The sequence below is a fragment of the Flavobacterium ginsenosidimutans genome (genome assembly GCF_037478105.1).
In the GTDB taxonomy this organism is placed as follows: domain Bacteria; phylum Bacteroidota; class Bacteroidia; order Flavobacteriales; family Flavobacteriaceae; genus Flavobacterium; species Flavobacterium ginsenosidimutans.
This window is the reverse complement of record NZ_CP147988.1, coordinates 5,258,989-5,284,456: the sequence shown is the minus strand read 5'-3', so window position 1 is coordinate 5,284,456 and position 25,468 is coordinate 5,258,989. Positions and strand designations below refer to the sequence as shown.

The 25,468-nt window shown below is 33.0% G+C and carries 21 protein-coding genes; 16 read left to right on the top strand and 5 right to left on the bottom strand.

What is annotated here, in order from left to right; all coding sequences use genetic code 11:
- Positions 1-49 precede the first annotated feature (49 nt).
- A complete protein-coding gene (locus tag V6624_RS22555) occupies positions 50-238 on the bottom strand; it encodes a hypothetical protein (RefSeq protein ID WP_338840297.1) in 189 nt (62 codons plus the stop codon).
- Positions 239-589: 351 nt separating this feature from the next.
- Here V6624_RS22555 and V6624_RS22550 point away from each other — a divergent pair, with 351 nt between their 5' ends.
- Positions 590-1,600 (top strand): hypothetical protein, encoded by a 1,011-nt coding sequence (locus tag V6624_RS22550; RefSeq protein ID WP_338840295.1) that lies wholly within the window; start codon positions 590-592, stop codon positions 1,598-1,600.
- 123 nt (positions 1,601-1,723) lie between these two features.
- Complete coding sequence (locus V6624_RS22545) at positions 1,724-2,137, top strand: lipocalin family protein (RefSeq protein ID WP_111288822.1); 414 nt, start codon at positions 1,724-1,726, stop codon at positions 2,135-2,137.
- A gap of 102 nt (positions 2,138-2,239) precedes the next feature.
- Here V6624_RS22545 and V6624_RS22540 read toward each other — a convergent pair whose 3' ends face one another.
- Together V6624_RS22540 and V6624_RS22535 are read right to left on the bottom strand one after the other, a co-directional pair.
- Positions 2,240-6,259, bottom strand: a complete 4,020-nt coding sequence (locus V6624_RS22540) for a PAS domain S-box protein (RefSeq protein ID WP_338840294.1) — start codon at positions 6,257-6,259, stop codon at positions 2,240-2,242.
- A 12-nt stretch (positions 6,260-6,271) separates the two neighbouring features.
- Entirely contained in the window at positions 6,272-6,718 is a 447-nt protein-coding gene (locus V6624_RS22535) for a response regulator (RefSeq protein ID WP_338840293.1), read from the bottom strand.
- Positions 6,719-7,249: 531 nt separating this feature from the next.
- Here V6624_RS22535 and V6624_RS22530 point away from each other — a divergent pair.
- Positions 7,250-8,695, top strand: a complete 1,446-nt coding sequence (locus tag V6624_RS22530; protein WP_111288816.1) for a glycosyltransferase — start codon at positions 7,250-7,252, stop codon at positions 8,693-8,695.
- A 317-nt stretch (positions 8,696-9,012) separates the two neighbouring features.
- Here V6624_RS22530 and V6624_RS22525 read toward each other — a convergent pair whose 3' ends face one another.
- Positions 9,013-9,726: an AAA family ATPase gene (locus V6624_RS22525; protein ID WP_111288814.1), complete on the bottom strand. Its 714-nt coding sequence runs from the start codon at positions 9,724-9,726 to the stop codon at positions 9,013-9,015.
- A 136-nt stretch (positions 9,727-9,862) separates the two neighbouring features.
- On the opposite strand from V6624_RS22525, the gene V6624_RS22520 reads away from it, so the two are divergent.
- Positions 9,863-10,816: a glycoside hydrolase family 43 protein gene (locus V6624_RS22520; RefSeq protein ID WP_338840292.1), complete on the top strand. Its 954-nt coding sequence runs from the start codon at positions 9,863-9,865 to the stop codon at positions 10,814-10,816.
- A gap of 215 nt (positions 10,817-11,031) precedes the next feature.
- Here V6624_RS22520 and V6624_RS22515 read toward each other — a convergent pair whose 3' ends face one another.
- Positions 11,032-11,493, bottom strand: coding sequence for a DUF1810 domain-containing protein (locus tag V6624_RS22515; protein ID WP_338840291.1), 462 nt, complete (start codon positions 11,491-11,493; stop codon positions 11,032-11,034).
- A 353-nt stretch (positions 11,494-11,846) separates the two neighbouring features.
- Between V6624_RS22515 and V6624_RS22510 the strand changes: the two genes are divergently transcribed.
- The 12 genes from V6624_RS22510 (at position 11,847) to V6624_RS22455 (ending at position 25,332) form a co-directional block, all read left to right on the top strand.
- Positions 11,847-12,251: a hypothetical protein gene (locus V6624_RS22510; protein ID WP_338840290.1), complete on the top strand. Its 405-nt coding sequence runs from the start codon at positions 11,847-11,849 to the stop codon at positions 12,249-12,251.
- A 101-nt stretch (positions 12,252-12,352) separates the two neighbouring features.
- Entirely contained in the window at positions 12,353-14,008 is a 1,656-nt protein-coding gene (locus V6624_RS22505) for a peptidase domain-containing ABC transporter (RefSeq protein WP_111288810.1), read from the top strand.
- 2 nt (positions 14,009-14,010) lie between these two features.
- On the top strand, positions 14,011-15,363 hold the full coding sequence (locus tag V6624_RS22500; RefSeq protein WP_111288808.1) for an HlyD family secretion protein: 1,353 nt from the start codon (positions 14,011-14,013) through the stop codon (positions 15,361-15,363).
- Between the two features lies 1 nt (position 15,364).
- Positions 15,365-16,762: a TolC family protein gene (locus V6624_RS22495; protein WP_111289258.1), complete on the top strand. Its 1,398-nt coding sequence runs from the start codon at positions 15,365-15,367 to the stop codon at positions 16,760-16,762.
- 472 nt (positions 16,763-17,234) lie between these two features.
- The gene (locus V6624_RS22490; RefSeq protein WP_338840289.1) at positions 17,235-18,038 is read left to right on the top strand and encodes a DUF2490 domain-containing protein; all 804 of its coding nucleotides are present in this window, start codon (positions 17,235-17,237) and stop codon (positions 18,036-18,038) included.
- A gap of 88 nt (positions 18,039-18,126) precedes the next feature.
- Positions 18,127-19,248, top strand: coding sequence for an N-acetylglucosamine-6-phosphate deacetylase (gene nagA / locus V6624_RS22485; RefSeq protein ID WP_111288806.1), 1,122 nt, complete (start codon positions 18,127-18,129; stop codon positions 19,246-19,248).
- Between the two features lie 153 nt (positions 19,249-19,401).
- A complete protein-coding gene (locus V6624_RS22480) occupies positions 19,402-20,616 on the top strand; it encodes a hypothetical protein (protein ID WP_338840288.1) in 1,215 nt (404 codons plus the stop codon).
- 14 nt (positions 20,617-20,630) lie between these two features.
- On the top strand, positions 20,631-21,638 hold the full coding sequence (locus tag V6624_RS22475) for a hypothetical protein (protein WP_338840286.1): 1,008 nt from the start codon (positions 20,631-20,633) through the stop codon (positions 21,636-21,638).
- Positions 21,639-21,987: 349 nt separating this feature from the next.
- Positions 21,988-23,019: a methionine ABC transporter ATP-binding protein MetN gene (metN, locus tag V6624_RS22470; protein WP_338840285.1), complete on the top strand. Its 1,032-nt coding sequence runs from the start codon at positions 21,988-21,990 to the stop codon at positions 23,017-23,019.
- The gene (locus tag V6624_RS22465; protein ID WP_338840284.1) at positions 23,012-23,665 is read left to right on the top strand and encodes a methionine ABC transporter permease MetI; all 654 of its coding nucleotides are present in this window, start codon (positions 23,012-23,014) and stop codon (positions 23,663-23,665) included. Before metN ends, V6624_RS22465 begins: the two co-directional genes overlap by 8 nt.
- A 45-nt stretch (positions 23,666-23,710) precedes the next feature.
- Positions 23,711-24,523, top strand: a complete 813-nt coding sequence (gene metQ / locus V6624_RS22460; RefSeq protein ID WP_111288796.1) for a methionine ABC transporter substrate-binding lipoprotein MetQ — start codon at positions 23,711-23,713, stop codon at positions 24,521-24,523.
- Positions 24,524-24,732: 209 nt separating this feature from the next.
- A complete protein-coding gene (locus V6624_RS22455) occupies positions 24,733-25,332 on the top strand; it encodes a murein L,D-transpeptidase catalytic domain-containing protein (protein ID WP_111288794.1) in 600 nt (199 codons plus the stop codon).
- The last annotated feature ends 136 nt before the right edge of the window (positions 25,333-25,468 follow it).

Sequence of the window (25,468 nt, the reverse complement as noted above, 5' to 3'; positions counted from 1 at the left end):
CTTTCCCCGAAAATAGTAATAATTTATTTATAAATTACTGTTTTTTGAATTATGGTTTTTTAGGTGGTGGCACCACAACTGGATCATCTTCTGGCCCTTCAGCCTGTGCGCCTTTTATAGGACTAACTTCTTTTTTTACTTCAGTTTTGTCAGCAGCTGTTTCTAATTCGTCAGCAGTGCAAGAAAATAATGTAGTTGACAACAGAGCACACGCTCCCCATAAATATAATGTTTTCATTTTTTTAAATTTTAAAAGTTGGACATGGGTATTGCTGTCCGGAATATTTTTCCAGGTTGGTTAATGAATGGCAATACCAAATTTTGTTTGGGAAGTGAAGTGTGTAGAACTATAAAACATTATTTATACTTCCCAGATAAACTCTGTTTTACGGTTTTCCACACTTGTTGACTTAACTAGTTTTGTACATTTGTTTTTGACCAGCAGATCAAACGTTAACTAATTTTGTTGAAGCAAAGTTATATCGGGTTTAGAGCTGTATTGATATGGAATTCCGGGATTTCCGATTTAGTTTTAATGAATCCCTATATGTCCTTAGATGTCCTTTAAAATCCAAAAAAAATATTGCCTATGTGTAACATTACTTTAGAAGATTTATATAAAAAAGCCGTTAAAGAGAAATATGAAGAAGTAAAAAACGGTGATGATTTTTTCTTCTTGAATGCTCCAACAAGAGGAAAACTCAATAAGTTATGTTGGGAAAAATTCACGAATAAAGAGGTACATTCAAATGACTTGACAGTCTTTAATTCTTTGCTTGGACTTTCTTTTGATATTAATTCAAAAAATAAGTTTAGGCAAGAGACGAATCCATTTCGACCAGTAGAAAAATTTTTTAAAGGGGAAACAGATCCAGATAAAATTGAAGTTGTGGATATGGCCGCAATTTTAGTAGATTTTCAGCCAAGACCTTTTAATAAGTTTAGAAAAGAAATTGATCCAGAAGATTTGAAATTAATTGAAGAATTAAGAGATACTGATTTTCCGAAGAATGATTTTTTTTCTGATAATTTGACTGATGAGGTAGAAAAGGAAAAAATTACCGATTTAAAAAGTGAAGAACAAGAACAAATTAAAAGTCAGGAATCAGAACAGATTCAAAGCCAGAAATTAGAATCAGTTCCAATGCCAATTGTTTCAGTAACTTCTGTTGTGAAAGAAGATAAAGAAAAGCCTGAAAATATAATACCAACTAAGCTATTACATATAGGCATTGTTACTTTTGTAGTTTTTGGTTTGGTTGCTGCGGTCATTTATTTCGCTTTCTTTAACAAACAGTGCATGCAATGGTCAGAAGATCATTATGAGATTGTAGATTGTTCTTCGAAGATTGAAGGTAATTTTAATGAAATAATTCGGCTAGATAAAGATCTATTGGACTTTAGAAAAATAAAAGCTTGTGATACTACAACTTGTTTTCTAACAAATGGCGATCCTATCGTTTGGTATGGTAAAACTGCAAACGGAATAGATTTCTTTAATGATAATGGGAACGGCTTTCATCCAGAGAATAAAAAAGCGCTTCATCCTATGACTAATTATATGTTTGGCAGATATCTAAAAGGGAAAATTTGCGAATAATGATTTTATAGCTCTTAATTTTAAGTTAAAATGCGATTTATGTAAAATATTCCTAAAATCATGGAATTTTCTGTAGGATTATACTTTTAATTTAGCAGTATAATTTTTAAACAAAAATCTACCATGAAAAATAAAGCATTATTATTAGGATTATTAAGTATCGGTTTTTTTGCAATTTCTTGCAGTAATGATGATAACGAAGGGGAAACAATAGTTCCAATACAAGGGAAATACAATTTAAGTAAAACAGGAACAATTGTTAACGGACAAGAAGTTTTAATTGACGCAATAGAAAACGAAAGTGGCTGTAACAGAGATTATTTAGATTTAAGAGTGAGTAATGCAGCAGTTATTGGAGACTATGATGGTACAGATTGCGCCTTGACAGAAACTACAGGGACTTATGTAAGATCTCATAATGATTTAACGATTACAATTGGGAACGTTAGTTCAGTAAGTGATATTATGAATCTTACGAACAAAGAATTAAAAATAAAAGACAAAACAACTGGTGTAATTACAGTTTATACTAGATAAGAAAATTTGTTTTGAGATAATTTCAATTTGTTTTGAAATGGAAAACGGAAACGACTTTAATGTGGTTTCCGTTTTTTTTTATGAAATTATATCACGAATATTTTAATTGACAGGAATATAAATATCAAAAGCTGCTCCTTCATTTTGGATTCCTGATGCAGTGATAATTCCGTTGTGGTTTTCTACAATTTTTTTCACAATTGCCAATCCAATTCCAGTTCCGTTGTAGCGGTCTCGGCCATGAAGGCGCTGAAAAACTTCGAATATTTTTTTGTTGTATTGAGCTTCAAAACCAATTCCGTTATCTGAAACTTTAACGTGACAATATTTTTTGGCAGGGATCAGTTTTTCATTTTCTAAATCTTTGCCTAAAGCCGTTTTGCTTTCAATTTTAATTACAATTGGAATTTCTGGATTTGAAAATTTTAAAGAATTGCTGATCAAATTATAGAGCAATTGCTTGAATTGAAACGGAATAATATCAACTTGGCAAGTTTGTTTAATTTCAATAATCGCATTTTTTTGTTCTAATTCTTCCGTTAGATCTTCTTTTACTTCTTCGATAATCTGGCTGAGGTCTGTTTTTATAAAAGTGCGTTCATGCGCATTTGTTCTCGAATAAGCCAATAAATCATTAATTAAAGTCTGCATTCGCTGCGCTGCGTTTTGCATTCGTTTAAATTTATCTTTTCCGTTTTCAGATAAATTTTCAGATTCTTTCTCGATAATCTGCGAAGCAAAAGTCTGAATTTTTCGAAGCGGTTCTTGCAAATCATGACTCGAGATGTAGGCAAAAGACTGAAGTTCTTTGTTCATTTCTTCGAGTTCATTGTTTTTTTGCTCTAGTTCGAGTGCATTCATTTTTAATTTATCATCGGCTTTTTTTCTTTCCGTTAAATCATGCGTTACTTTTGAGAAACCGATAATTTCATTTTGCTTATTATGAATTGCAGTAATTACAACACTTGCCCAGAATTTACTTCCATCTTTGCGTGATCGCCAGCCTTCATGAACGACTTTTCCATTTTCGATTGCGAGCTGTAAAAGTTTTTCAGGCAGTTTCTTTTGCTGATCTTCTTTGATGTAGAAAATCGAAAAATATTTCCCAATTACTTCCTCAGCTTTATAACCTTTTATTTTTTCGGCTCCAGCATTCCAGTTTTCAATAATTCCGTAGGCATTTAGATATAAAATAGCATATTCCTGAACTTCTTCAACCATTAAATGATAACGCTCTTCACTTTTTCGAAGCGATTCATTCATCTGAATTAATTCTCTCGTTCTAGCTGTAACCTGCTGTTCAAGTTCATGTGTAAAAGCCTTTTCAGTATGAATGTCGGTAAAAGCGCCAACCCATTTTATAATTTTATTGTCGAGACCCAAAACAGGTTCGCCAATAACGGTGTGCCATCTATAAGAACCATCTTTTCTATGCATTCTCACATCGCAGCGATACATTTCGCCCGTTGCAAGCGCATGTTTCCATATTTTGACATTTTCTTCAAAATCGTCAGGGTGAATCATTTTTTGCCACGAATCTTCAAGACCGGGTTCAATTCCTGTATATTCTAGCCATTTGCCAGAAGTAAAAAGTGCATTTCCTTCGGCATCTGTTTCCCAGATTAACTGCGGAATACTTTCTGTAAGCGAACGGAATCTTTTCTCGCTTTCTTCGATTTTTTTTCTGGCTTCGACTTTTTCGGTAACATCGATAAGCGTCATTCTAAGTCCTGAAATAGAATTATCGCTTTCGCGAAGCGGTGCAAATTCAAAATCAACATAAAACTGATTTCTGCCTTTTTCATTATCAATAAAAAGTAAGGATTCAGATTCTGAATATACTTTTCCTGATTCGTAAACTTTCTTTAATAATTTGGCATATTTCTGTTTATTCAATTCTGGAAATAATTCTAATATTTTTTTTCCTTGAACTTCCGATTCTTCTTTTTTCCAGATATTCTTCAAAAGGGCAAAATTGGCCATTTCGATAACAAAATCATTTCCACGCAAAATAGCTTTTGGAACAGGCGACTGCATAATAAGATTGCGCAGTTTTTTTTCGCTTTCCTCAATTTTCTGCTGATATTTCTTTTCTTTGGTAATATCTCGAATCGTACCAATTAGTTTTTCAGGCTGCTGATTTTCATCATAAAAAACTTTTCCTTTTCCTTCAATCCAATGTATCGATTGGTCTTTCCAAATTACACGTACTTCATAATTTAGTAAACCTGAACGTAGCGCTTCCTTAAAACCTTTGTTTCTTATATGAACATCGTCAGGATGAAGATGCGCTAATAATTCTTCATGCGTCAACAGTACATCTTCAGTGTAACCGCCAATAATTTCAAGATATCGTTGAGAATAAGTTGGAATTCTCGTTTTTACATTCAATTCCCAAGTTCCCAATTCGCTGGCTTCAACTACTATTCTTAAGCGTTCTTCATTAAGTTCAATTTTTTTTCTGGCTTCAACTTTTTCGCTTACTTCTGTAACGGTTACTAAAATTCCCGAGATTGCGCCATTTTCTTCTTTTAATGGATGATAAAGAAAATCAAAATATGAAGTTTCAATTTTTCCGTATCGGTTTAAAGGAACAGGAACTTCAATTCCATGAAAAGGAATTCCAGTTTTTAAAACGCCATCTAAGAAAGCGCTGACGGTTTCTTTTACTTCAGGCAATGAATCATACAACGATCTTCCTATAAAAGTTTTTTCTTCTCGATCTACAAGTTTAAGATAAGCTTCATTGGCCATTTCCACAATATATTCTGGCCCTCGAAGAATGGTAATACCAACAGGCGCTTGTCTAACTGTATTACGGAAACGCTTATCACTTTCTTCAATTTTTTGTTTGGCCAAGAACAAGTCGGTGATATCTACAGCGGTATTCATTACACCATAAATTTTACCATTTAGATCGTACAACGGCGTAAAACTGTAATTGAAATAAGATGTTTTTAGAACATTATCAACAACGAGATCAATTCGGGTATTTTTAGAATGAAAAGATTGTCCCGTTTTATAAACAGTTTCGACTTGTTTAAAAATGGGTTCATCTTTTAATTCGGGAAGAATTTCAGTGTATGTTTTTCCAATTACGTCAGGACCTTTTCCCCAAACTTTAATGATTGAGTCATTGGCAAGTTCAATGCGCATTTCTTTTCCAACATAAACGGCAATAGGGAAAGGTGCATTTTCGACCAATTGTCTTATTTTTTGTTCACTTTCTTCTACTTTTGAGCGAGCCAAAACTTGAGCAGTAACTTCTGTAGCAATTGCTGCAACTCCAGAAATAGTTCCGTCAGGTTCTCTTAAAGCTTCATAAACAAAATTGATATAAGTATTTTCAGTTTTTCCGTTTCGGTTTAATTGGACAAAAAGTTCGTCAGTCGTAATTTTTTTTCCGTCTTTAAAAACGTTGTGCAGAATTTCATCAAAACCTTGTTTCTTTAATCCAGGAAGAACTTCAAAAATGGATTTATTAATTACATTTTCTGCTTTTGTTTCCCAAAGCTGGAGCATTTGGTCATTAGCAATTTCAACAATATGATTTTCACCTCTAAAAATACACATTGCAATAGGAGCTTGCATAATATTATTTACAAATCGTGCATTACTTTCTTTTAGAGCATCTGCAACAATCTTCTTTTCTGTGGTTTCAATAACAGTCACTAAAATACCACCGACAGATCCATCTTCAATTTTTATTGGACTGTATGAAAAATCAAAAAAACAATCTTCTATATAACCGTTTCGATGTAATGAAACTTTAAAATCAGGAAGACTTACCGCTTGTCCCTGCATTACGTTGGCAAACATTGGACCTATGGTATCCCAGATTTCAGCAAATGTATTTCGGGAACTTCCGCCTAAAGCTTCTGGATGTTTAGAAGCTCCAAGAATAGGTCTAAAAGCATCATTGTAGAGCTGAGTATAATTTTTCCCCCATGCAATGTACATTCCAAACGGATTGCCAAGCATCATTGCGGTCATAGTTTTTAAACTTTGTGGCCATTTTTCAGGATCGCCCAAAGGTGTTTTGCTCCAATCTGCAGAACGAATTAAACTTCCCATTTCGCCACCTTCGGAAAGAAAATAATGTTCCTTTTTTTTGCGGTTCATTTCCAAAGAAGATTAAGGTTGCAGTATAAATTTTGCTCTTTCGGGCTGTTTGAAATTATTTTCTGATGCTACATTTAGTGCTTTTTCGATAACAGTTTTAAGTTTAGAAAAATCACCAGGTTTTCGAATATAATAAGAAGCACCTTTTATGTACAAATTGTTTACAATTTCGCTATCGAGCGAAGTAGAAAAAATAATAATAGGCAGGTTTGTTAGTTTTTCGTCGTTTTTAATTTCATCCAAACATTCAAGGCCATTTTTTCGGGGCATATTTAAATCCAAAAAAAGAACATCTGGAAAATTTGAAATATTTGTTTTGAGATAATCCATCAATTGTACACCATCGTGAACCATAGAAAGATTAGTGCTGACAGCTATTTCATCGAGAGCTTCTTTAAAGAAAAGGCAGTCGTCTTCGTCGTCGTCAGCCAATAAAAGATTGTAATGCTCCTTACTCATATTGTAGTCTCCTCAATTTAGGGTTAAGTTTGTTTGGTTAAATTTAACTTTTTTCCGTAAGATTTTCTGCTTTTTTGTGAAGAATGTTTTTTAAAATACAAAAAAATAGCATATAAATATGTTTTTCATACTCAAATGCAATTTTCTGCTAAAAACTGCGTTTAATTTATTCTTATCGTTTTTTCGATGCAAAACTATTTTTGAGATTAGGTTTTCTTTTCAAATTAGAAATTAGAAATCTTCTGAAAGCCTTCTGAAATCTCACTTTTCAATCCAAAAAATTCACCATTTTAGTGTTTACTGTATCCTAAAAGTGTAAAATAATTATACACTCTTTTTTGTTTCAATTTACATAAATAGCTCTATACCAGTCTAAAGTCGTGTTGGCACGGCGCTTGCAAATTGTGTTTATGTCAAATCTTTGATGTGTTTGTTTTTTTTATTGTTTCTCGAAAAGGAGAAGCAAATAAATCAGAAAAGAAAGATTTTACTAAAAGCCAAATTAAGGAAATTAAAAAAAGGAGTATAAGCATGGAAAGCGAAACAATTATCTCAAAACAATTTTACGCAAACAATAGTTCAGCTATCAGCGAAAAAACATTAACTGGTTCATTCTTCAGAACCAACGAAAAATCACAAAAAGTACACGTAGAAAGACCATCAAGTCCATTTGGATTAGCAATTCTTGTTGCTACATTTTTATTGATGCTTTCTGGTGTTTATTTAGTATTTCAATTTCAAGACGATTTTGAACAATTTCATTTTGAAAGAATCGCTTCAACTTGGGGATTACCATTTTTAATCATCACAACAATTTTATTCTTCTATCAAACGGGAGTTTTCTTGTACAGCTCTTATTTGTATTTAAGATATAAACCAATCGAATCTGTATCAGACGATTTGTTGCCAACTTGTACGATTATCGTTCCGGCATACAATGAAGGAAAATTAGTTTGGGACACTTTATTAAGCCTTGCAGAAAGTGATTATCCAGCAGAAAAATTACAGCTTTTAGCAATCGACGATGGAAGTAAAGATGATACTTGGTATTGGATGCAAGAAGCAAAAGCAAAATTAGGAGATCGTGTTACGATTTTTCAACAGCCTAAAAATCAAGGAAAACGTCAAGCTCTTTACAGAGGTTTTAAATTAGGAACGGGAGAAATCTTTGTAACGGTAGACAGTGATTCTATTGTGAAAAAAGATACTTTAAGAAACTTAGTTAGTCCATTTGTGGTAAACAAAAAATGTGGTGCAGTTGCAGGAAACGTTCAGGTTTTAAACAACAAATCGGCAGTTTTACCAAAAATGCTGAATGTAAGTTTTGTAATGAGCTTTGAATATCAACGTTCTGCCGAAAGCGAATTAGGTTCTGTATTATGTACGCCAGGCGCATTGGCAGCTTACAGAAGAGATGCAGTTTTCAACTGTCTTCCAGAATGGATCAACCAGACATTTATGGGCGAACCATCAGATATTGGAGAAGATCGCGCTTTAACAAATATGATTTTGAAACAAGGTTTTGAAGTTAAATTTCAAAGAAATGCAGTAGTATTAACTAATGTTCCTGAAGAATATAAAGGTTTATATAAAATGTTTATCAGATGGGCGAGAAGTAACGTTCGTGAAAATCTTATGATGGCAAAATTTGTTTTCAAAGATTTTAGAAAAGGATCAAAATTTGGAGCTAGAATGTTATTCTTAAACCAATTTTTTAAGATTGCAATGACATATCCGTTTATACTTTTTATGTTCTATTTTATTGCAGTTCACCCAGTATTATTTTTAAGTTCAACATTAGCAGCGATTTTAATATTCTCAACATTTTCAATGCTATTTTATGCAAAAAGATACAACTTGTCAGAGTCTTTCTGGGCTTACTCTTATAGTGTTTTCTACACTTTCAGTTTATTCTGGATTGCTCCTTATGCCATTGCAACTGCAAACAAAAAAGGATGGCTGACAAGAGGATTATAATATTCATTCTATTCTATATAAAACTCCGCCAAATGAAAACCCGCTGTATTTTGCAGCGGGTTTTTTGATTAAATCACATTTCATTCCAAGAGGAATGTCCGGTAGCTAAAATTAAAATTTACATAGTACGTTCCGTAGGAACGTTTCATCGGTAAAAAAAGGAAACCGCACAATTACGTTCCGTAGGAAGGTCTGATATATCAGATTGTTTAAAAACAATATTAAATCAAACGTTCCTACGGAACGTAAAATAATGATAACAATATTAATTTCTACCGATGAAATGTTCTTACAGAACAAATAATTTTTGAGAAATTTTATGCATTTTTATTTGAATCTAAAGCAGCAATAATCTGTTTTTTCATTGTTGTATTTATGTAATCTAAAGCCTCAGCATAAGAGGTAGCGTAACGTCTTTCTATATTTTGGAAATGCTCTGGAAAACAGCCTAAGATTTTATCATAATAAATATCCAGCTGTTTTTCTGAAGGCATTTCATATTTCAAACGAAGCTGAAATCTTCTCAATAAAGCGCTGTCTATTATTTCGTAATGATTGGTTGCACAGATCAATAAACTATCAGAAGGGAAATAATCAAAAAGCTGAATTATAGTGTTTACCAAACGTCTCATTTCGCCCACATCTTTATCGTCGCTGTCTCGGCTTTTTCCAATTTGATCAAATTCATCCAAAAATAAAACAGCTCTTTCTAGAATTGCTCTATCAAAAATTGCTTTTAAGTTTTTAGAAGTTTCACCAATTCTAGAATCGATAACGGTGCTGAGGTTGACAATGATAATTTTTTTATTTAAAGTATTGGCAATCGCTTTTGCTGTTGTCGTTTTCCCGCAGCCAGAACTTCCGTGCAGTAAAATTTTATTATCAACTTTAAGATTATACTTTTTTAATTCGTCAACATATTGATGCTCTTTGATAATTTGAAGCAAAGAAGCTTTATTTTCAGCACTAAAAAATAAATCGTCTAAAGCAATTTTTTCATTATCAATTACGGTAAGATCATTCAGGTTCATCAGCGTTTAATTTGCTGCAAAATTAAGTTTTATTCTGTAATGTTCTTATTCTCAAAAATAGCTTTTCTGGAAAAAGTTTCTGCACAGATTCAATACTTTAAAATGTTTTGTTATTTTTAAAATAAAAAAATAAACCATGAAAAAGATGCTCTTCAGTTTTCTGATTATTACTTCTTTGCATTCTTATGCTCAAAATAATCCCATTTTTAAAGGATGGTACGCAGATCCCGAAGGAATCATTTTTGACAAAACCTATTGGGTTTATCCAACTTATTCAGCGCCTTTTGACGAGCAGGTTTTTTTTGATGCTTTTTCTTCTCCCGATTTGGTGCATTGGACAAAACATCCTAGAATTTTAGATACCACATCCGTAAAATGGGCGAAACGCGCAATGTGGGCGCCATCGATCATTAAAAATAAAAATAAATATTTCTTGTTTTTTGGTGCTAATGATATTCACGAAGGAGAAACTGGCGGAATAGGAGTTGCAGTAGCTTCTAAACCAGAAGGGCCTTATAAAGATTATTTGGGAAAACCTTTAGTAGATAAAATTATTAACGGCGCTCAGCCAATTGACCAATTTGTTTTTAAGGACAAAGACGGTCAGCATTATTTAATTTACGGTGGCTGGAGACATTGTAATATTGCCAAATTAAAATCGGATTTTACTGGATTTATTCCGTTTGCAGATAAAACGGTTTTCAAAGAAATGACGCCAGATAATTATACTGAAGGGCCATTTATGTTCATTAAAAACAATAAATATTATTTTATGTGGTCTGAAGGAGATTGGGGAGGTCCAGATTATTGTGTGGCGTACGGAATTGCAGATTCTCCAATGGGACCTTTTAAAAGAATTGGAAAAGTCCTAGAATCAGATCCGAAAATTGCTCGCGCAGCAGGACATCATTCGATCATAAAAGTGCCAAACAAAGAGCAATATTATATTGTGTATCACAGAAGGCCTTTGACAGAAACGATAATGCATTCGAGAGAAACTTGTATTGAAGAAATGTTTTTTGATGAAAATGGTTTTATAAAACCTGTTGTTTTGACCAATGAAGGTGTAAAAGCCAATCCGTTAAAGTAAAAGGCGAATAATTTTTTTGTTCCACAGGAACATTTTATCGGTAGAAAAAATTATATTGTTATGATGTTTACGTTCCGTAGGAACGTTTGATTTTTGCATCATTTTAATAATAAGACCAATCAAACATTCGTAGGGAATGATTAGGAAATATGTTTAAAAATAAAAAAGCGGTTATTTCAATTTGAAATAACCGCTTTTTTAGAGTCCTAAGAATATTAAGAAAGTACTGCAATTGGCAAATTTACAGCAGTTTTTTGAGTAAAATTTAAAGTAAGTTGATCCAAATGTCCGAAGAAAAAAGTATCTAAAACTTGCTGAAATACAGGATGTGCATTTTGTACCTGAACAAATAAACTCATAGAAGAATGTAGTTTTTTTGCTCCCAATTCTCCCAGAATTCCTTCAGCCGATTTTTTGTTTAATGTCAGCAAAAGTTTCGAAATCTCAATTAAATGTTTGGATAAAATGGGATGATTTAAAAATTCTGTCGCTTCTTTTAAATCTGCTACAGCATAATAATCTGAAATGGTACTTTTTCCCAATCCTTTAATCTGCGGAAAAATAAACCACATCCAATGCGTTTCTTTTTTACCTTTTTTAATTTCAGATAAAGCAGTTAAATACAGTTTATTTTGAGCATCTAAAAATCGGGTCAAATCATTTTTTGCGTAAATCATGTCTTGATTCTGTATTAAATCGTTTATAAATGGAGTTTCTTTAATAGGTAACACTTTTATATTTCTTTATTGTACTTTGTCAAATTTTTCGAATACCAAAAGTAAAACGCTAAAAACGGTATGAGTTATAGAATTGTAATTCGTCGTTACATAATTCCGATAGCCTGTAAGAATGCCTTGTTAATATAATTTTAAAGTTTTGAACGATTCTAAATTCTAATGTTATTTTAATGTTCTACAAAAAAATTGGCTCTAAATTGCGCGCTCAGAAAAATTGTAATAAACGCCTTAAATCACTGAGATTTTGAATTAAATTAATGTGATTTGATTAAACTTCAAGCCTTTTTTAGAGTATGTTGAATAAAATTAGAAATAGCTTTTTATGTAAATGCCTTCAGGCATTACTTGTCGGCTATTTTCTAATAAGCAGTTTAAACATCTCAAATAGTGTAGGCAGAATCATCAATGCAAACGCTGAAACCTATACTGTTAAAGGGATTACGTGCAATTTTCTGAAAAAAATCTTCAAATGTGACGGAATTCCAGAAGAATTGGACGATTACAAAACAAAAGATACTAAAACAGCCAAATTAGCAAAAGGAATTCCTTTAATGGAATATTTGATTTCATCAGAATCACTGATGCCTAATTTTTATTTTTTAATAGAATCAGAAGGGAAAAAATATATTGATAATACAATATTCTCGTTTGGTTTTCATGGCAAAATAGATATACCGCCTCCTCGGGTGAATTCATAAATACTTGTTTTTTAGGGATTAGGATAAAAAATCTTCGTCCTGAATGCGGTTTTTGCCGTATATTTATTCTATGTAATAATCTTGTATTTATACTTAAATTCATGACACCATTTAAACGTTTTTATAACTTATTGCAGCTCGATAAGCGCGATGTATATCAAATTATCTTCTATGCTGCTTTTGCAGGGTTAGTAAATCTTTCTCTGCCTTTGGGAATCCAAGCTATTATTAATTTTATTCAAAGCGGACAGCTCAGTGTTTCTTGGATCATTCTTGTGATTCTAGTTACGGTTGGAGTTGGTTTTGGAGGAGTTTTAACGATTTTACAGCTGCGTATTGTAGAGAATCTGCAGCAGCGAATTTTCGTTCGTTCTTCTTTCGAATTTGCCTACAGAATGCCTTTGATTAAATTTAAAGAAATGTACTCGGAGTACGCTCCAGAAAAAGCAAATCGTTTTTTCGATACTTTGATGGTGCAAAAAGGAACAGCAAAACTTTTATTAGATTTCTGTACAGCATTTCTTCAAGTTGGTCTAGGGATTATTTTATTGGTTCTTTACCATTCTTTCTTTATGGTTATTGGACTTCTTTTTATTGTGATTTTATGGGTAATTTTTAAATTTTCGTACAAAGATGGTTTAGAAACCAGTTTGAACGAATCTAAATTTAAATATAAAGTTGCGGCTTGGCTTCAGGAAATTGCTAGAAACAGAGAAAGTTTCCGACGAAAAGGAGCTTTCGAATATGCTTTGGAACGAAATGACAAATATGCAACCAACTATGTAAATTACCGTGAAAAGCACTTTCAGGTAATGAAGAAACAATATATTCAGCTTACTATTTTTAAAGTAATTGTTACTGCTGCCTTATTATCGATCGGTGGTTTTCTGGTAATTCACCACCAAATGAACATAGGGCAGTTCGTAGCAGCTGAAATCGTAATTGTATTATTAATCAATTCGGTAGAAAAAATCATTTTCGGATTAGAGTCTTTCTACGATGTATTGACTTCTGTTGAAAAAATCGGTCAAGTTACTGATATGGAAATTTCATGCATTCCTCAAACTTCAGATAAAACTGAAAAAGGAATCAATATAGAAACTGAAAGTATCAATTACAATTATCCACAACACAACAAAAAATCACTGAAGAATATCAATTTAAAAATATCTCAAGGAGAAAAAATCATTCTTACAGGAACAAATGGTGCTGGAAAAAGTACCTTATTGCGACTGCTTTCAGGCGTTTTGGAACCAGAAAGCGGAGCAATGTATGTGACCGATAATTATATGAATCGCCTTAGCGAAGATACATACAGAGCGCAGGCGGGAACATACTTGCAAGGCGATACACTTTTTGCAGGAACAATTCGTGAGAATATTGTTTTTGGAAATGAAGAATTAAATAGCGATGATTTAAAATGGGCTTTAGATAATGTTGGTCTTACACCGTACATTAAAACTTTCGAGAACGGATTGGAAAATCAAATTCATCCCGGAGGTCGTGAACTTTCTGCTTCAGATGTTCAAAAAATTCTTTTGGCAAGAAGTATTGTTAGTAAGCCAAATATCTTATTCTTAGAAGATCCAGTTGATAAAATGGACGAATTGACTTCGAGTAAAATTGTTGATTTTTTACTTTCTGAAGAAAATGACTGGACTGTTATTGTAACTTCTAAAAATGATATTTGGAAAAGCAAATGCAGTCGTATGATCACGATTGATGACGGAAAAATTATTAACGACATAAAGCTTTAATCATGCTCAATATATCTAAAGATAATAACGTACTTATAACGCCGGGCAAATACAAATCGATTACAAGCGTTGCCCGAAGACCTCACTATAAAATTTTAAATAGAGTCATAATTGGATTTTTGATTTTTGCTGTCTTATGCCTTTTTCTGCCTTGGACGCAAAATATTTCAGGAAGTGGTTCTGTAACAACTTTAAAGCCAGATCAAAGACCTCAAACGGTTCATAATGCAATTGCGGGACGAATTGAAAAATGGTTTGTAAAAGAAGGTGATTATGTAAAAAAAGGAGATACGATTCTTTTTATTTCGGAAATAAAAGAAGATTACTTAGATCCAAATTTGGTTGGAAATACCAAACAACAAGTTGATGCCAAAAAGATGGCTGCTGAATCGTACGGTGATAAAGTAAATTCGCTTGATGTTCAGGCACAATCGCTTACTACAGAAAGACAATTGAAGTTGCAGCAGGCTCAGAATAAAATTCGTCAGGCACAGTTGAAAATAAAAAGCGACAGTATGGATCTTGTTGCGGTTAGAACACAATTGAGAATTGCTAAAACGCAATTTGACCGTTCGACTGCCTTAAACAAAGAAGGTCTTAAACCCATGACTGATGTCGAGCAGAAAAGATTAAAACTTCAGGAATCTGAAGCATACATTATCACTCAGGAAAATAAATTATTGAGCAGTAGAAACGAATTGATTAATGCGAAAGTAGAAATCAATAGAATTACTGCTGAATATGCCGAAAAAATATCAAAATCTAGAAGTGATAAGTTTACCGCTTTAAGTACGCAATACGATACAGAAGCTCAGGTAAATAAATTGGAAAACCAATATACAAACTACAGATTAAGAAATGGTTTGTACTATATAACAGCGCCACAAAGCGGTTATGTAAACCGTGCATTATTGGCTGGTCTTGGAGAAACAATTAAAGAAGGAACTCCTGTAGTAAGCATTATGCCGGCTAAATACGATATTGCGGTAGAAACCTATGTAGATCCAATCGATTTACCGCTTGTTCATCGTGGTGCAAAAGTTCGTGTTTGGTTTGACGGATGGCCTAGAATCGTATTTTCTGGATGGCCTGGATTATCTTATGGAACTTACGGCGGTAAAGTTGTAGCGATAGAAAATTTTATAAGCCCGAACGGAAAATACAGAATTTTAGTTTCACCAGATGGAGAAGACCGTCACTGGCCAAAAGAATTGAGTATTGGTGCTGGTGCGCAAAGTATTGCATTGTTAGAAACCGTTTCGGTATGGTACGAGATTTGGCGAAACTTGAATGGTTTCCCACCAAATTATTACAATTCAGGAGAAAAAGAAGAAAAAGGAAAGGAGAAAAAGTAAAATGAGAAATCTAGTAAAACTGTTTTCTTTCTTAATACTATTTTGTTTTTCTACGCTGCAAAGTCAGAATTTTAATCAAGAGGAACTTACTTTTATCGAGTTTTTGGGATATGTAAAAAAGTATCATCCTTTGGTTAAACAAGCTAATCTTGAAGTGACAAACGCTCAAGCAAAGCTGATGATGGCACGAGGCGGATTTGATCCAAAACTTGAAGTAGATTACAATAAGAAAGAATTTAAAGGCACAGAATATTATTCGTTATTAAACAGCAGTTTCAAAATTCCAACTTGGTATGGAGTGGAGATTAAAGCAGGTTTTGACGATACAAGTGGAGAATATTACAATCCGCAGAACAAAACGCCTGAGGCAGGTTTAACTTCGCTTGGAATTAACGTTGCTTTAGGGCAGGGAATGTTTATTAACCAAAGAATGGCCGATGTTAGAGAAGGAAAACTTCAGGTAAAACTGAGTGATGCACAACGAAAACTAAGAGCTATTGAAATTTTATATCAGGCGAGCGAAGCTTATTTTGAATGGAGAAGAAGTTATAACGAAGCAGAATTGTATAAAAACTATTTAGGCTTTGCGAGCACTCGTTTTGAAGGGGTTAAAAAACTAATCGCAGCAGGAGATGCGCCAGCAATTGACAGCGTTGAAGCTAAAATTACCGTAAGAAACAGAGAACTGAATGTTGAAAACGGAAATTTGAAATTAGCGAAAGCGAAACTGAAATTAGCCAATTTTTTATGGATTGAAAATGTTCCAGTTGAATTGGGAGATTTGGTAAAACCAGAACAAAACCTAATTCAGACCATTGAGGAAACTTTGAAAACAGATGCTATGATGGTCGATGTTGAATCGTTAGACTCGCACCCAAAAATTCAGTCTTTAGAAACTAAAATGGATATTTTGGAAGTCAACCGCCAGCTAAAAGCTAATTCATTGCTTCCGAAAATAAATGTGGGCTACAATTACATTTCAGAACCCAATTATTGGAATAATTTCAACGCCGATGATTATAAGTTTAACATCGATTTCAGCTTTCCTATTTTCTTAAGAAAAGAACGCGGAAGTTTGAAAATGGCTAAACTGAAAATTCAGGATATGCAATATGATATTGGACAGCAGCGATTGGAACTTAAAAATAAAATCAAAGCGCAGCAGACAGAAATTGCTTCGTTAAGAAAACAGAAAATCGTAATCGACAATCTCGTACAAGATTATATGACGATGCTGAATTCAGAAGAAAAATTATTTTCATTTGGAGAGAGTTCGATTTTCCTAATCAATTCAAGAGAAAACAATTTGGTTAGCGCAAAATTGTCACAAATAAGTTTAGAGAATCAGTTTTATCTGTCGAATGCCGAATTGTATAAAATATTGGCAAATCCAGATTAATAAGGTTTCGATTTATAATCGAATTGTTGAAATTTAGAAGAATCTAATATGTCGCTCCTCTGGAGCTTCTAAATTAGGGAGCATAGATTTTTAGCTATAAATATTTCGCTCTTCCAGAGCTATAAGATGGTTTTTAAAAGTCCCCGCGGGACGAAATGTTGGTAGTTCCAGCGGGACGAAATATTTATAGGAATGTATGTTTGATCTCTAAAATAGCCCCAGAGGGGCGAAATATCATTTGTACACAAAAATAACAGTCAGCTTTGTACCTGTCTGCATTATTAGTTTTCAGAATTTAAATTTTAAAAAAGCTTTAGATATTTTTCTAAAGCTTTTTTGTTTGGAAGAAATGTTTAAAAAAGCGGTTTCAAATTATAACATGAAACCGCTTTTTTAAAAAGTTAAAAACATCTTTATTTAAATTTGATAGACTTTCTTATTTCACAGCCGTGTAATTTAATACTGACTGATTATGAGTTTATTAAAAAAGAGTTTCCTTTTATTTTGTTGCATCATTCTGTCTCAAATTTTAAAAGCCCAAGACGCTCCTTACACAATAGGATTTATTCCAGCATCTATAAGTGAAGTTGATGTTGCGTTTCCGTTAATAGAAAAGTGGAATTTGAGCGGTCAGGCAGATATGCAGCTCGTTACACAAGGTGCTTACACAAACGGAAATCCTTTTGAATATACGCAGCGAAAAGTAATAAGACCTTGGATTATTTATTCTGGGTTTAAAAATATGAAGCTTTGGTTAGGATATGCCCACAATCAAAAATATGCAGTAGAAGAAGCGGGAAACTACAAAACTTTAGAAAATAGATTGATTGTTATGGGAACCTATACTCAAGAAATGCCAAAAGGATCTATTTTCGAACAAGTACGTTTTGAAACCAAATTTTTTGATGACAGAAACGGCAATCACCAGACGATACCCAGAATAAGAGCCCGTTTTGGAGTCAATCATTATTTAAGACAAAGTAAAGAAAAGCCAATTTTTCTGGCACCAAATATTGGATATTACACTGAATTGATGCTAAAATTTGCTTCGAAAGATTATGCCGATGAACATTTTGATATCTTCAGATTATCGGTTTATTATACCGCGGGAATTACGCCGAATATTCATTTTTTGGCAGGCATAATAGGGCAGATGCAGCTGCGTACAAACGGAACCCAATTTGATGTTTACTACGGACCAATGGTTTCATTAAAATACAGCGTAAAACCAAAAGAACGCGAAACATTTGATAGCGTCGATGGTGGTGCAGATTAACCAAATTATTTCTGCCGATTTTAAAACGACTTTGTTTTGGTTAAAACTTATAATATTTAACTTTGGAATGTTATAAGAAATAAGCAAAATGAAACAAGCGATTATAAATGCTGTCGTACACACAGGAGAAGAAATAATAGAAAATGGAGTTGTAATTGTAGAAAATGGAACTATTATCTCGGTGCAAAAAGAAATTCCAAACGATATTAAAAGCATCGATTTAAAAGGAAATCATCTTTCGGCAGGATTTATAGATATCCAGATCAATGGCGGAGAAAAGTACTATTTCAGCCAGACTCCAAACGAAGAAACGATTCAGGATATTTATGATGCCAGCATGAAATACGGCACAACGCACGTTTTACCTTGTTTGATTTCTTCTTCTAGAGAAACTATTCTTCAAGGAATCGAAGCTGTTCGCGATTACATGAAAAAACATCAGAATGGCGTGATCGGAATGCATTTAGAAGGACCATTTTTAAATCCAGAAAGACGTGGCGCGCACAGTATAGATCAAGTTAGAAAGCCTACTGATGAAGAACTTCAAGAAATTATCAGCAAAGGAAAAGACGTTATAAAAGTGATTACCATTGCTCCAGAATGTTTTACTGAAGAACAATTGAATATGTTGATCGAGAGTGGAATAACAATTTCTATCGGACATTCGACGATAACACATAAAGAAGCAAAACACTATTTTTCGAAAGGAATAAATTTGGTAACGCATTTGTTTAATGCCATGACGCAATTTGGTCACCGCGAACCAGGTTTAGTGGGAGCTGTTTTTGAAAACGAAAAAGTTTATGCTCCAGTAATTTTAGACGGAATGCATTGCGATTATGCTGCTGCTAAAATTGCATATAAGTTAAAACAAGAAAAATTCTTCTTAATCAGCGATGCTACATTTTTAGGACGAAAGGTTGCCAATTTCAAATGGGACAATTTTGATGCTCATTTAGTTGATGGTTTCTATAGAAATGAAGATGGAAATCTTGCAGGAGCAACAATTTCAATGACAGAAGCTGTGCAAAATGCTTATAATCATTTAAATGTTTCGGCAGATGAAGCTATAAAAATGGCAACTACAAGAGTAGCTTCTGCAATTGGTGTGGAAAATAAAGTTGGAAAAATTAAATCTGGTTTTCCGGCAAGTTTTGTTCAATTCAATTCTGATTTGTCTAAAATCGAGACTTTAGATTTAACCTTATAAAGCTTTAAAATCTGACTGTTAAGTATAGTTTCTGTTAAGGAAAACTTACTTTGGATATATTTAGGTTTAATACTTTTCTTTCAATATGCTTGTTTTTAAAAAGCATATTGATAGTTTTGTACCGTAATTAACCCCAAACCTACTTACTTAACAATGAGAAAAAACACTCACTATTTTTTACTTGCTCTTTTTTCAAGTATAATTTTAGGCTGTAGTGACGATAGCGATTCGTACCAGCCAAATTATCTGCCAAGCATTGATGCCACAGCTTTACCAGACGGAAATCATCCAATGGCAATGTTTGAAGATGATGAAGATCCTTCAATAATGTACAATAAAGCTGATCGCTGGTTTAGAGTAAATGAACCATTTCAAGTTATTCAAAAAGGAAAAGATTCTGTACAAGTTTCGCTTTATTCTCCAGTCGGATTGACAAATGTGAAAGTGTATGCAAAACTGCCTAATTATGATAAACGATTTTTAATTTACAGTTTTTCAAAAGTTCCAGCTTTTCATCGTTCGTTTCATAAATTACCTTTAACAGAACAGAAAAACGATTATTTGTTAGAAACAGGAAATACCGTAACGATTGATAAAATTGAAGGATTTTCTTCAGGAGCAATAGAATTTTCTGTTGAATCAGATGATCCATTATTTCAAAAATTCAAAAAAATAAAATCAACACATTTAGTTCAGTTTAATGATGGCTATCACATCAATGAATATGGTAAATTTCTACCAATGAATCCAGCTTTGGCAAAAGAAGCGATAACCATGATCATCAATTATTCTTATGCTTTGAGTCATCCTTTGTATTATGACACTTTTACCAATTTTGATAGATATAAGCAAGAACAGGCAACTACAGCAGGAACGGAAATAAACGGGGCTTTGAACTGGCACGGAAATGCAGATGATGTCGATGGAGTTTATGATTATTATTCGAAAGAAGAAATCGAAAAAATATATTGGAATTATCTAGATAAAAGAACCCTTTGGATGGCAATGGTAGGCGGTGATTCTGCTTGGGGCGGAGGAAATCTGGCATCGCAATGGGAATCTGGTTATGTAACCGGACATTGGGTTGGAGAAATGTCGGTTTGGTCGCATGAATATTCGCATCATATTGGTTTCAGCCACAGCAGTAATTTAGCCAATAGTGGCGAGGGCGGAGGACAACAAGAAATGCTGACTCATTTTTATAAGTATTTAATTTATTTAAATGATCTTCCTTTTACAGATCCAGAGGTTTTAAAAACCTATGCAAAAACAAGTTATGTAACAGGAACTTATAAAAAACCAGTATTTACTATTAATCCTAAAAATCCATTTTTACTGAAATATAAAGGTGAAGGAAAATGGAACTAAACTATAAATCACTCATGAAACATATTTTACCGCTTATTCTTGTACTTTGTTTTTTTACAAATTGCAGTAAAGATGATAATGTTGCGACTAAAGATTACACGTATTTTTATCCAACAGATGAAGCTTCTATTACAAATGTAAATATTCCAGGAAGTACAGAAGCTTTTGATCCAAAAGGAATTGCAATATCAAATGAAAAATTATATGTCATAAACGGAAATGTTTTAGAAATTTTTAATGCATTAACCCTTGAGCATATTAAAACGATTAAAGAATATACAAAAGGTACAACTATTATTCCGTTAACGAGTTTAACATCGGTTAGTGTAGATAATGGCCGAATTTACATTGGAAGCACCGAATCAAGATTATTTATTTTTGACGAAATAACAAATGCTGGAATCAGCACCGTTGGAAACGGACAATGGTGGCAGACTTTTGTACACGTTTTTGGTGTTGTTGCCAAAGACGGATTGGTGTTTGTAAAAGAAAAAGAAAATAGCATAAAAGTGCTTGACGCTACTCAAATTACAGAAACAAGTACTTGGGATTTAAAGCCAATTGCTAAATTAAATACTTTAAAAGGATATACAGAGGTTTATTCACTTGATGTTTACGGAGGAAATTTGGTTGTAGCAGGAAGAGATGCTAAAAGTTATTTGTATTATAATATTGCCAATATTAAAAAGAATGCTACAAGCTCACTAACAACTCCTATCGAGCCAGAACTAGTACAGTTTGTAGATATAAAACCAATTGCAGTATCTTTTAGCAAAGATTGGGCTGTAACTTCAGAAAATGTTGGAAGTGCGTCTTATTTAAAATTATACCCTAAAGAAGAGTTTATTAAAATGAATTACAAAGCAGTTTTAAGCGCTTCTGATATTTTAGGGCAAAATGCTTTTGGAACAATTGTAGGAACTGCACAACTTGACGATCGTATTTTTATATCTGATAATACAAATAAAAAAATCAGAGTTATAAAACTAAATAAGTCAACCATTTCAGAGCAGAATAATTAATTTTTAAGTTCCAATACTGAATCCTTGAGATAAATTCCAAATTCCAAAATGAAAACTTCAAATTGGAATTTGGAATTTTTTTATTGAAATTTGAAAATAACCTACTAGATTGATAGGTTAATAAAAGTTTTAACGATTTATACATTAAAATTGAAAATAACTATTTAAATTTGCACTCGCTATGAACAAAGAGAACCAGAAAATGAATAATTATTATCGTTGCAGCATGATGTGCTGTGATGCTATTATGGTATTTGTTGATCTGGCTTATATATAAAATAATGTTATTTATTTCAAAAAAGCCTTTCATATATAGTTGAAAGGCTTTTTTGTTTTTAAACTTTTAAAAATGATTGAATTAAAAAATGTAACCAAAACTTTTCATCAGAAAGACAGAATTGTTGCTGCTTTGTCTGATGTCTCGCTTAGAGTTCCTGAAGGGAAAATTTTTGGGGTAATTGGAACTTCTGGAGCAGGAAAAAGTACACTGATTCGTTGTGTCAATTTGTTGGAAAGGCCAACTTCTGGTGAAATCATTGTTGATGGAAAAGCTTTGATGCAATTATCAAACGCAGAATTGGCGATTGAAAGAAGACAAATCGGAATGATTTTTCAGCATTTCAATTTACTTTCTTCTAGAACGGTTTACGAAAATGTTGCTTTTCCATTAGAATTGGCTGGAACCTCAAAAGCTGAAATCAAAACTCGTGTTTTAGAATTATTGCAATTGGTTGGATTAGCCGAAAAAGCAAACGATTATCCTGCAAGTCTTTCGGGCGGACAAAAACAGAGAGTTGCGATTGCAAGAACTTTGGCAAATAATCCGAAAGTTTTGCTTTGTGATGAAGCTACAAGCGCGCTTGATCCAGCAACAACAAGATCGATTTTAAATTTATTGAAAGACATTAACAAACGTCTAAATATTACCGTTTTATTGATTACACACCAAATGGAAGTTGTAAAATCTATTTGTGATGAAGTGGCGGTAATCAGTCACGGAAAATTAATAGAGCAGGGAAGTGTTGGAGAAATTTTTGCAGATCCAAAACATGAACTGACAAGAGAGTTTATTTCTTCTTCGCTTCATATTGAAGTTCCATCTGTTTATCAGGAAAAATTACAAAAAGAAGACAACGGAAATCTGAATCCGTTATTGAAACTGGAAATGACAGGAAAATCAGTTAACGAGCCTGTTATCTCAGAAGTTTCAAGACTTTTTGATACCGATTTCAAAATTGTAAGCGCACAAATGGATCAGGCTGGCGAAGTGAATTTTGGTGTAATGCTGATTGAACTTTCAGGTAAACGCGAAAATTACGACGCAGCAATTCAATATTTTAATTCAAAACACATTAAAACAGAAATTATAGGTTATGTCTGATTCTATTATAGATTTATTGTTAAAAGGAACATGGGAAACCATTGTTATGACTTTTGTATCGGGCTTTTTCGGTTTTTTATTGGGACTTCCAACAGGAATTTTATTGTTTCTAACTCGTAAAAACCAGATTTTAGAACAGCCTGTTTTAAACAGAACATTATCAATTGTGGTAAATGTTTTTCGTTCTATTCCATTTATTATTTTAATCGTTTGGATGATTCCGTTTACACGTGCGATTGTTGGAACTTCAATTGGTGTGAGTGCAGCTTTGGTTCCGTTAAGCATTGGTGCGGCGCCATTTATTGCCCGTTTGGTCGAAAATAGCTTGCTAAGTCTTCCGTCAGGATTAATTGAGGCAGCAAGAGCATTAGGAGCAACGCCATTCCAAATCGTTTACAAAGTTTTATTGCCAGAAGCTTTGCCATCTTTAATCAATGCGGCTTCAATTACTTTAATCACGCTTGTTGGTTATTCTGCAATGGGTGGAGCTGTTGGAGCAGGCGGATTAGGGCAAGTTGGTTATCAATACGGATATATTGGTTATGATGCTGTAACGATGAATTCTGTTCTAGCTTTATTGGTAATCTTAGTATTCATAATTCAGTTTGCGGGAGACAAATTATCAAAAAGATTTGATCATAGATAGTCATCAATTGACAATTAATAATTAACATTTTACAATTAAAAAAATATGAAACTTAATATTTTAAAATCTGCTGGAGTTTTGGCTTTGGCGCTTGTTTTATCAAATTGCGGAAAAAGTAAAAATAATGATCCTCATTTTATAAAAGTAGGAGTAGCTTCTGGACCTGAATTAAAAGTGGCTGAAGCAGCAAAAAAAGTAGCCAAAGAAAAATTCGGTTTAGAAGTAGAATTGGTTTCTTTTAACGATTATGTAATTCCAAATGAAGCTTTAAGCCAAGGTGATATTGATGCCAATGCTTTTCAGCACAAACCATATTTAGACGAGCAATCAAAACAAAGAGGTTACAAATTGGCTATTATCGGAAATACATTTGTTTATCCGATTGCTGGATATTCTAAAAAAATAAAAAGCCTTTCTGAATTGAAAAACGAAAGCACCATTATTATTCCAAATGATCCAACAAACGGCGGGCGTTCATTATTGCTTTTACAGAAAAACGGATTATTGAAATTAAAAGAGGGCGTTGGTTTATTGCCAAAAGTAACAGACATTGTGAGCAATCCTAAAAACTTAAAAATTTTAGAATTAGAAGCTCCTCAATTGCCTCGTGCCTTAGACGACCAAAATGTTTCTATTGCAATCATCAACAATACTTTTGCTTCTGCTGCTGGATTGGTTCCATCTCGTGACGCTTTGTTTGTTGAAGATAAAGATTCTCCTTATGTAAATTTGGTGGTGAGCCGCGAAGACAATAAAAACGAAGAAAAAGTAAAACAGTTTTTACAAGCATTCCAATCTCCAGAAGTAGAAAAAGCAGCTGAACGAGAATTTAAAGGCGGTGCTGTAAAAGGATGGTAAACAATTATGAGTTATAAGTTATAAGTTATGAGTTTTTAACCTGTAACTTGAAACTTGAAACCTGAAACAAAAAGAGACAGATGATAGAAGAATCATCTGTCTCTTTTTATATACAAAAGTCGTATTGTGTTGTTTTTCAGTCTTGTAGTGATAATTTGTTTTTTAACGGCAAACTAATTTTGTTCTGTTAATTTCTAAGAACAATTATTATGAAAATCTTTAATTTGACTTTATTTTTATTTATTGGTTTTTTGGGAACTCCAAATGAAAATAAAAAAGAAATACCGCCTTTAAGTCCAGAAATGGAACGTTTTAATGCACAGATTGAAGAAGTAAAAGCAGCTATTGCAAAAAATAATACCTACAATTCTAAAATTGCTTTTTTTATTGATATGAAAATCAAATCGGGTAAAAACCGGTTTTTTGTTTACGATCTTGAAAACAATAAAATTTTAGAAGAAGGTCTCGTTGCAAACGGGTCTGGTTCTGAAACAAATAGAAGAGGAGAATTAAAATTCAGTAACGAACCTAATTCAAGATGTACTTCTTTAGGGAATTATGTAATCGGTAAATCGTATCGAGGAATGTTTGGCAAATCGTACAGACTTTCTGGTTTAGATGAATCGAATAGCAATGCCGAAAAAAGAGCCATTGTACTACATCCTTATTCAGCCGTGCCAGATGAAGAACAGGATTATTATATTTATAATAGTCAGGGTTGTCCAATGGTTAGTGACGCTTTTTTTAAAAAATTGGAAAAAATTATCGATAGCTCGAAATCAAAAATAATACTGAATATTTATTATTAATTGTGAATGGTGAATTGTGAATTGTGAATTGTGAAATTGTTTTTATCACCTTACGGTTGATATTTTTGAGAAGAATTTTATAAAACAAATCGTTGATTTTGTAAGGTTTATGTCTTTTGGCTTAGCTAAATTTAAT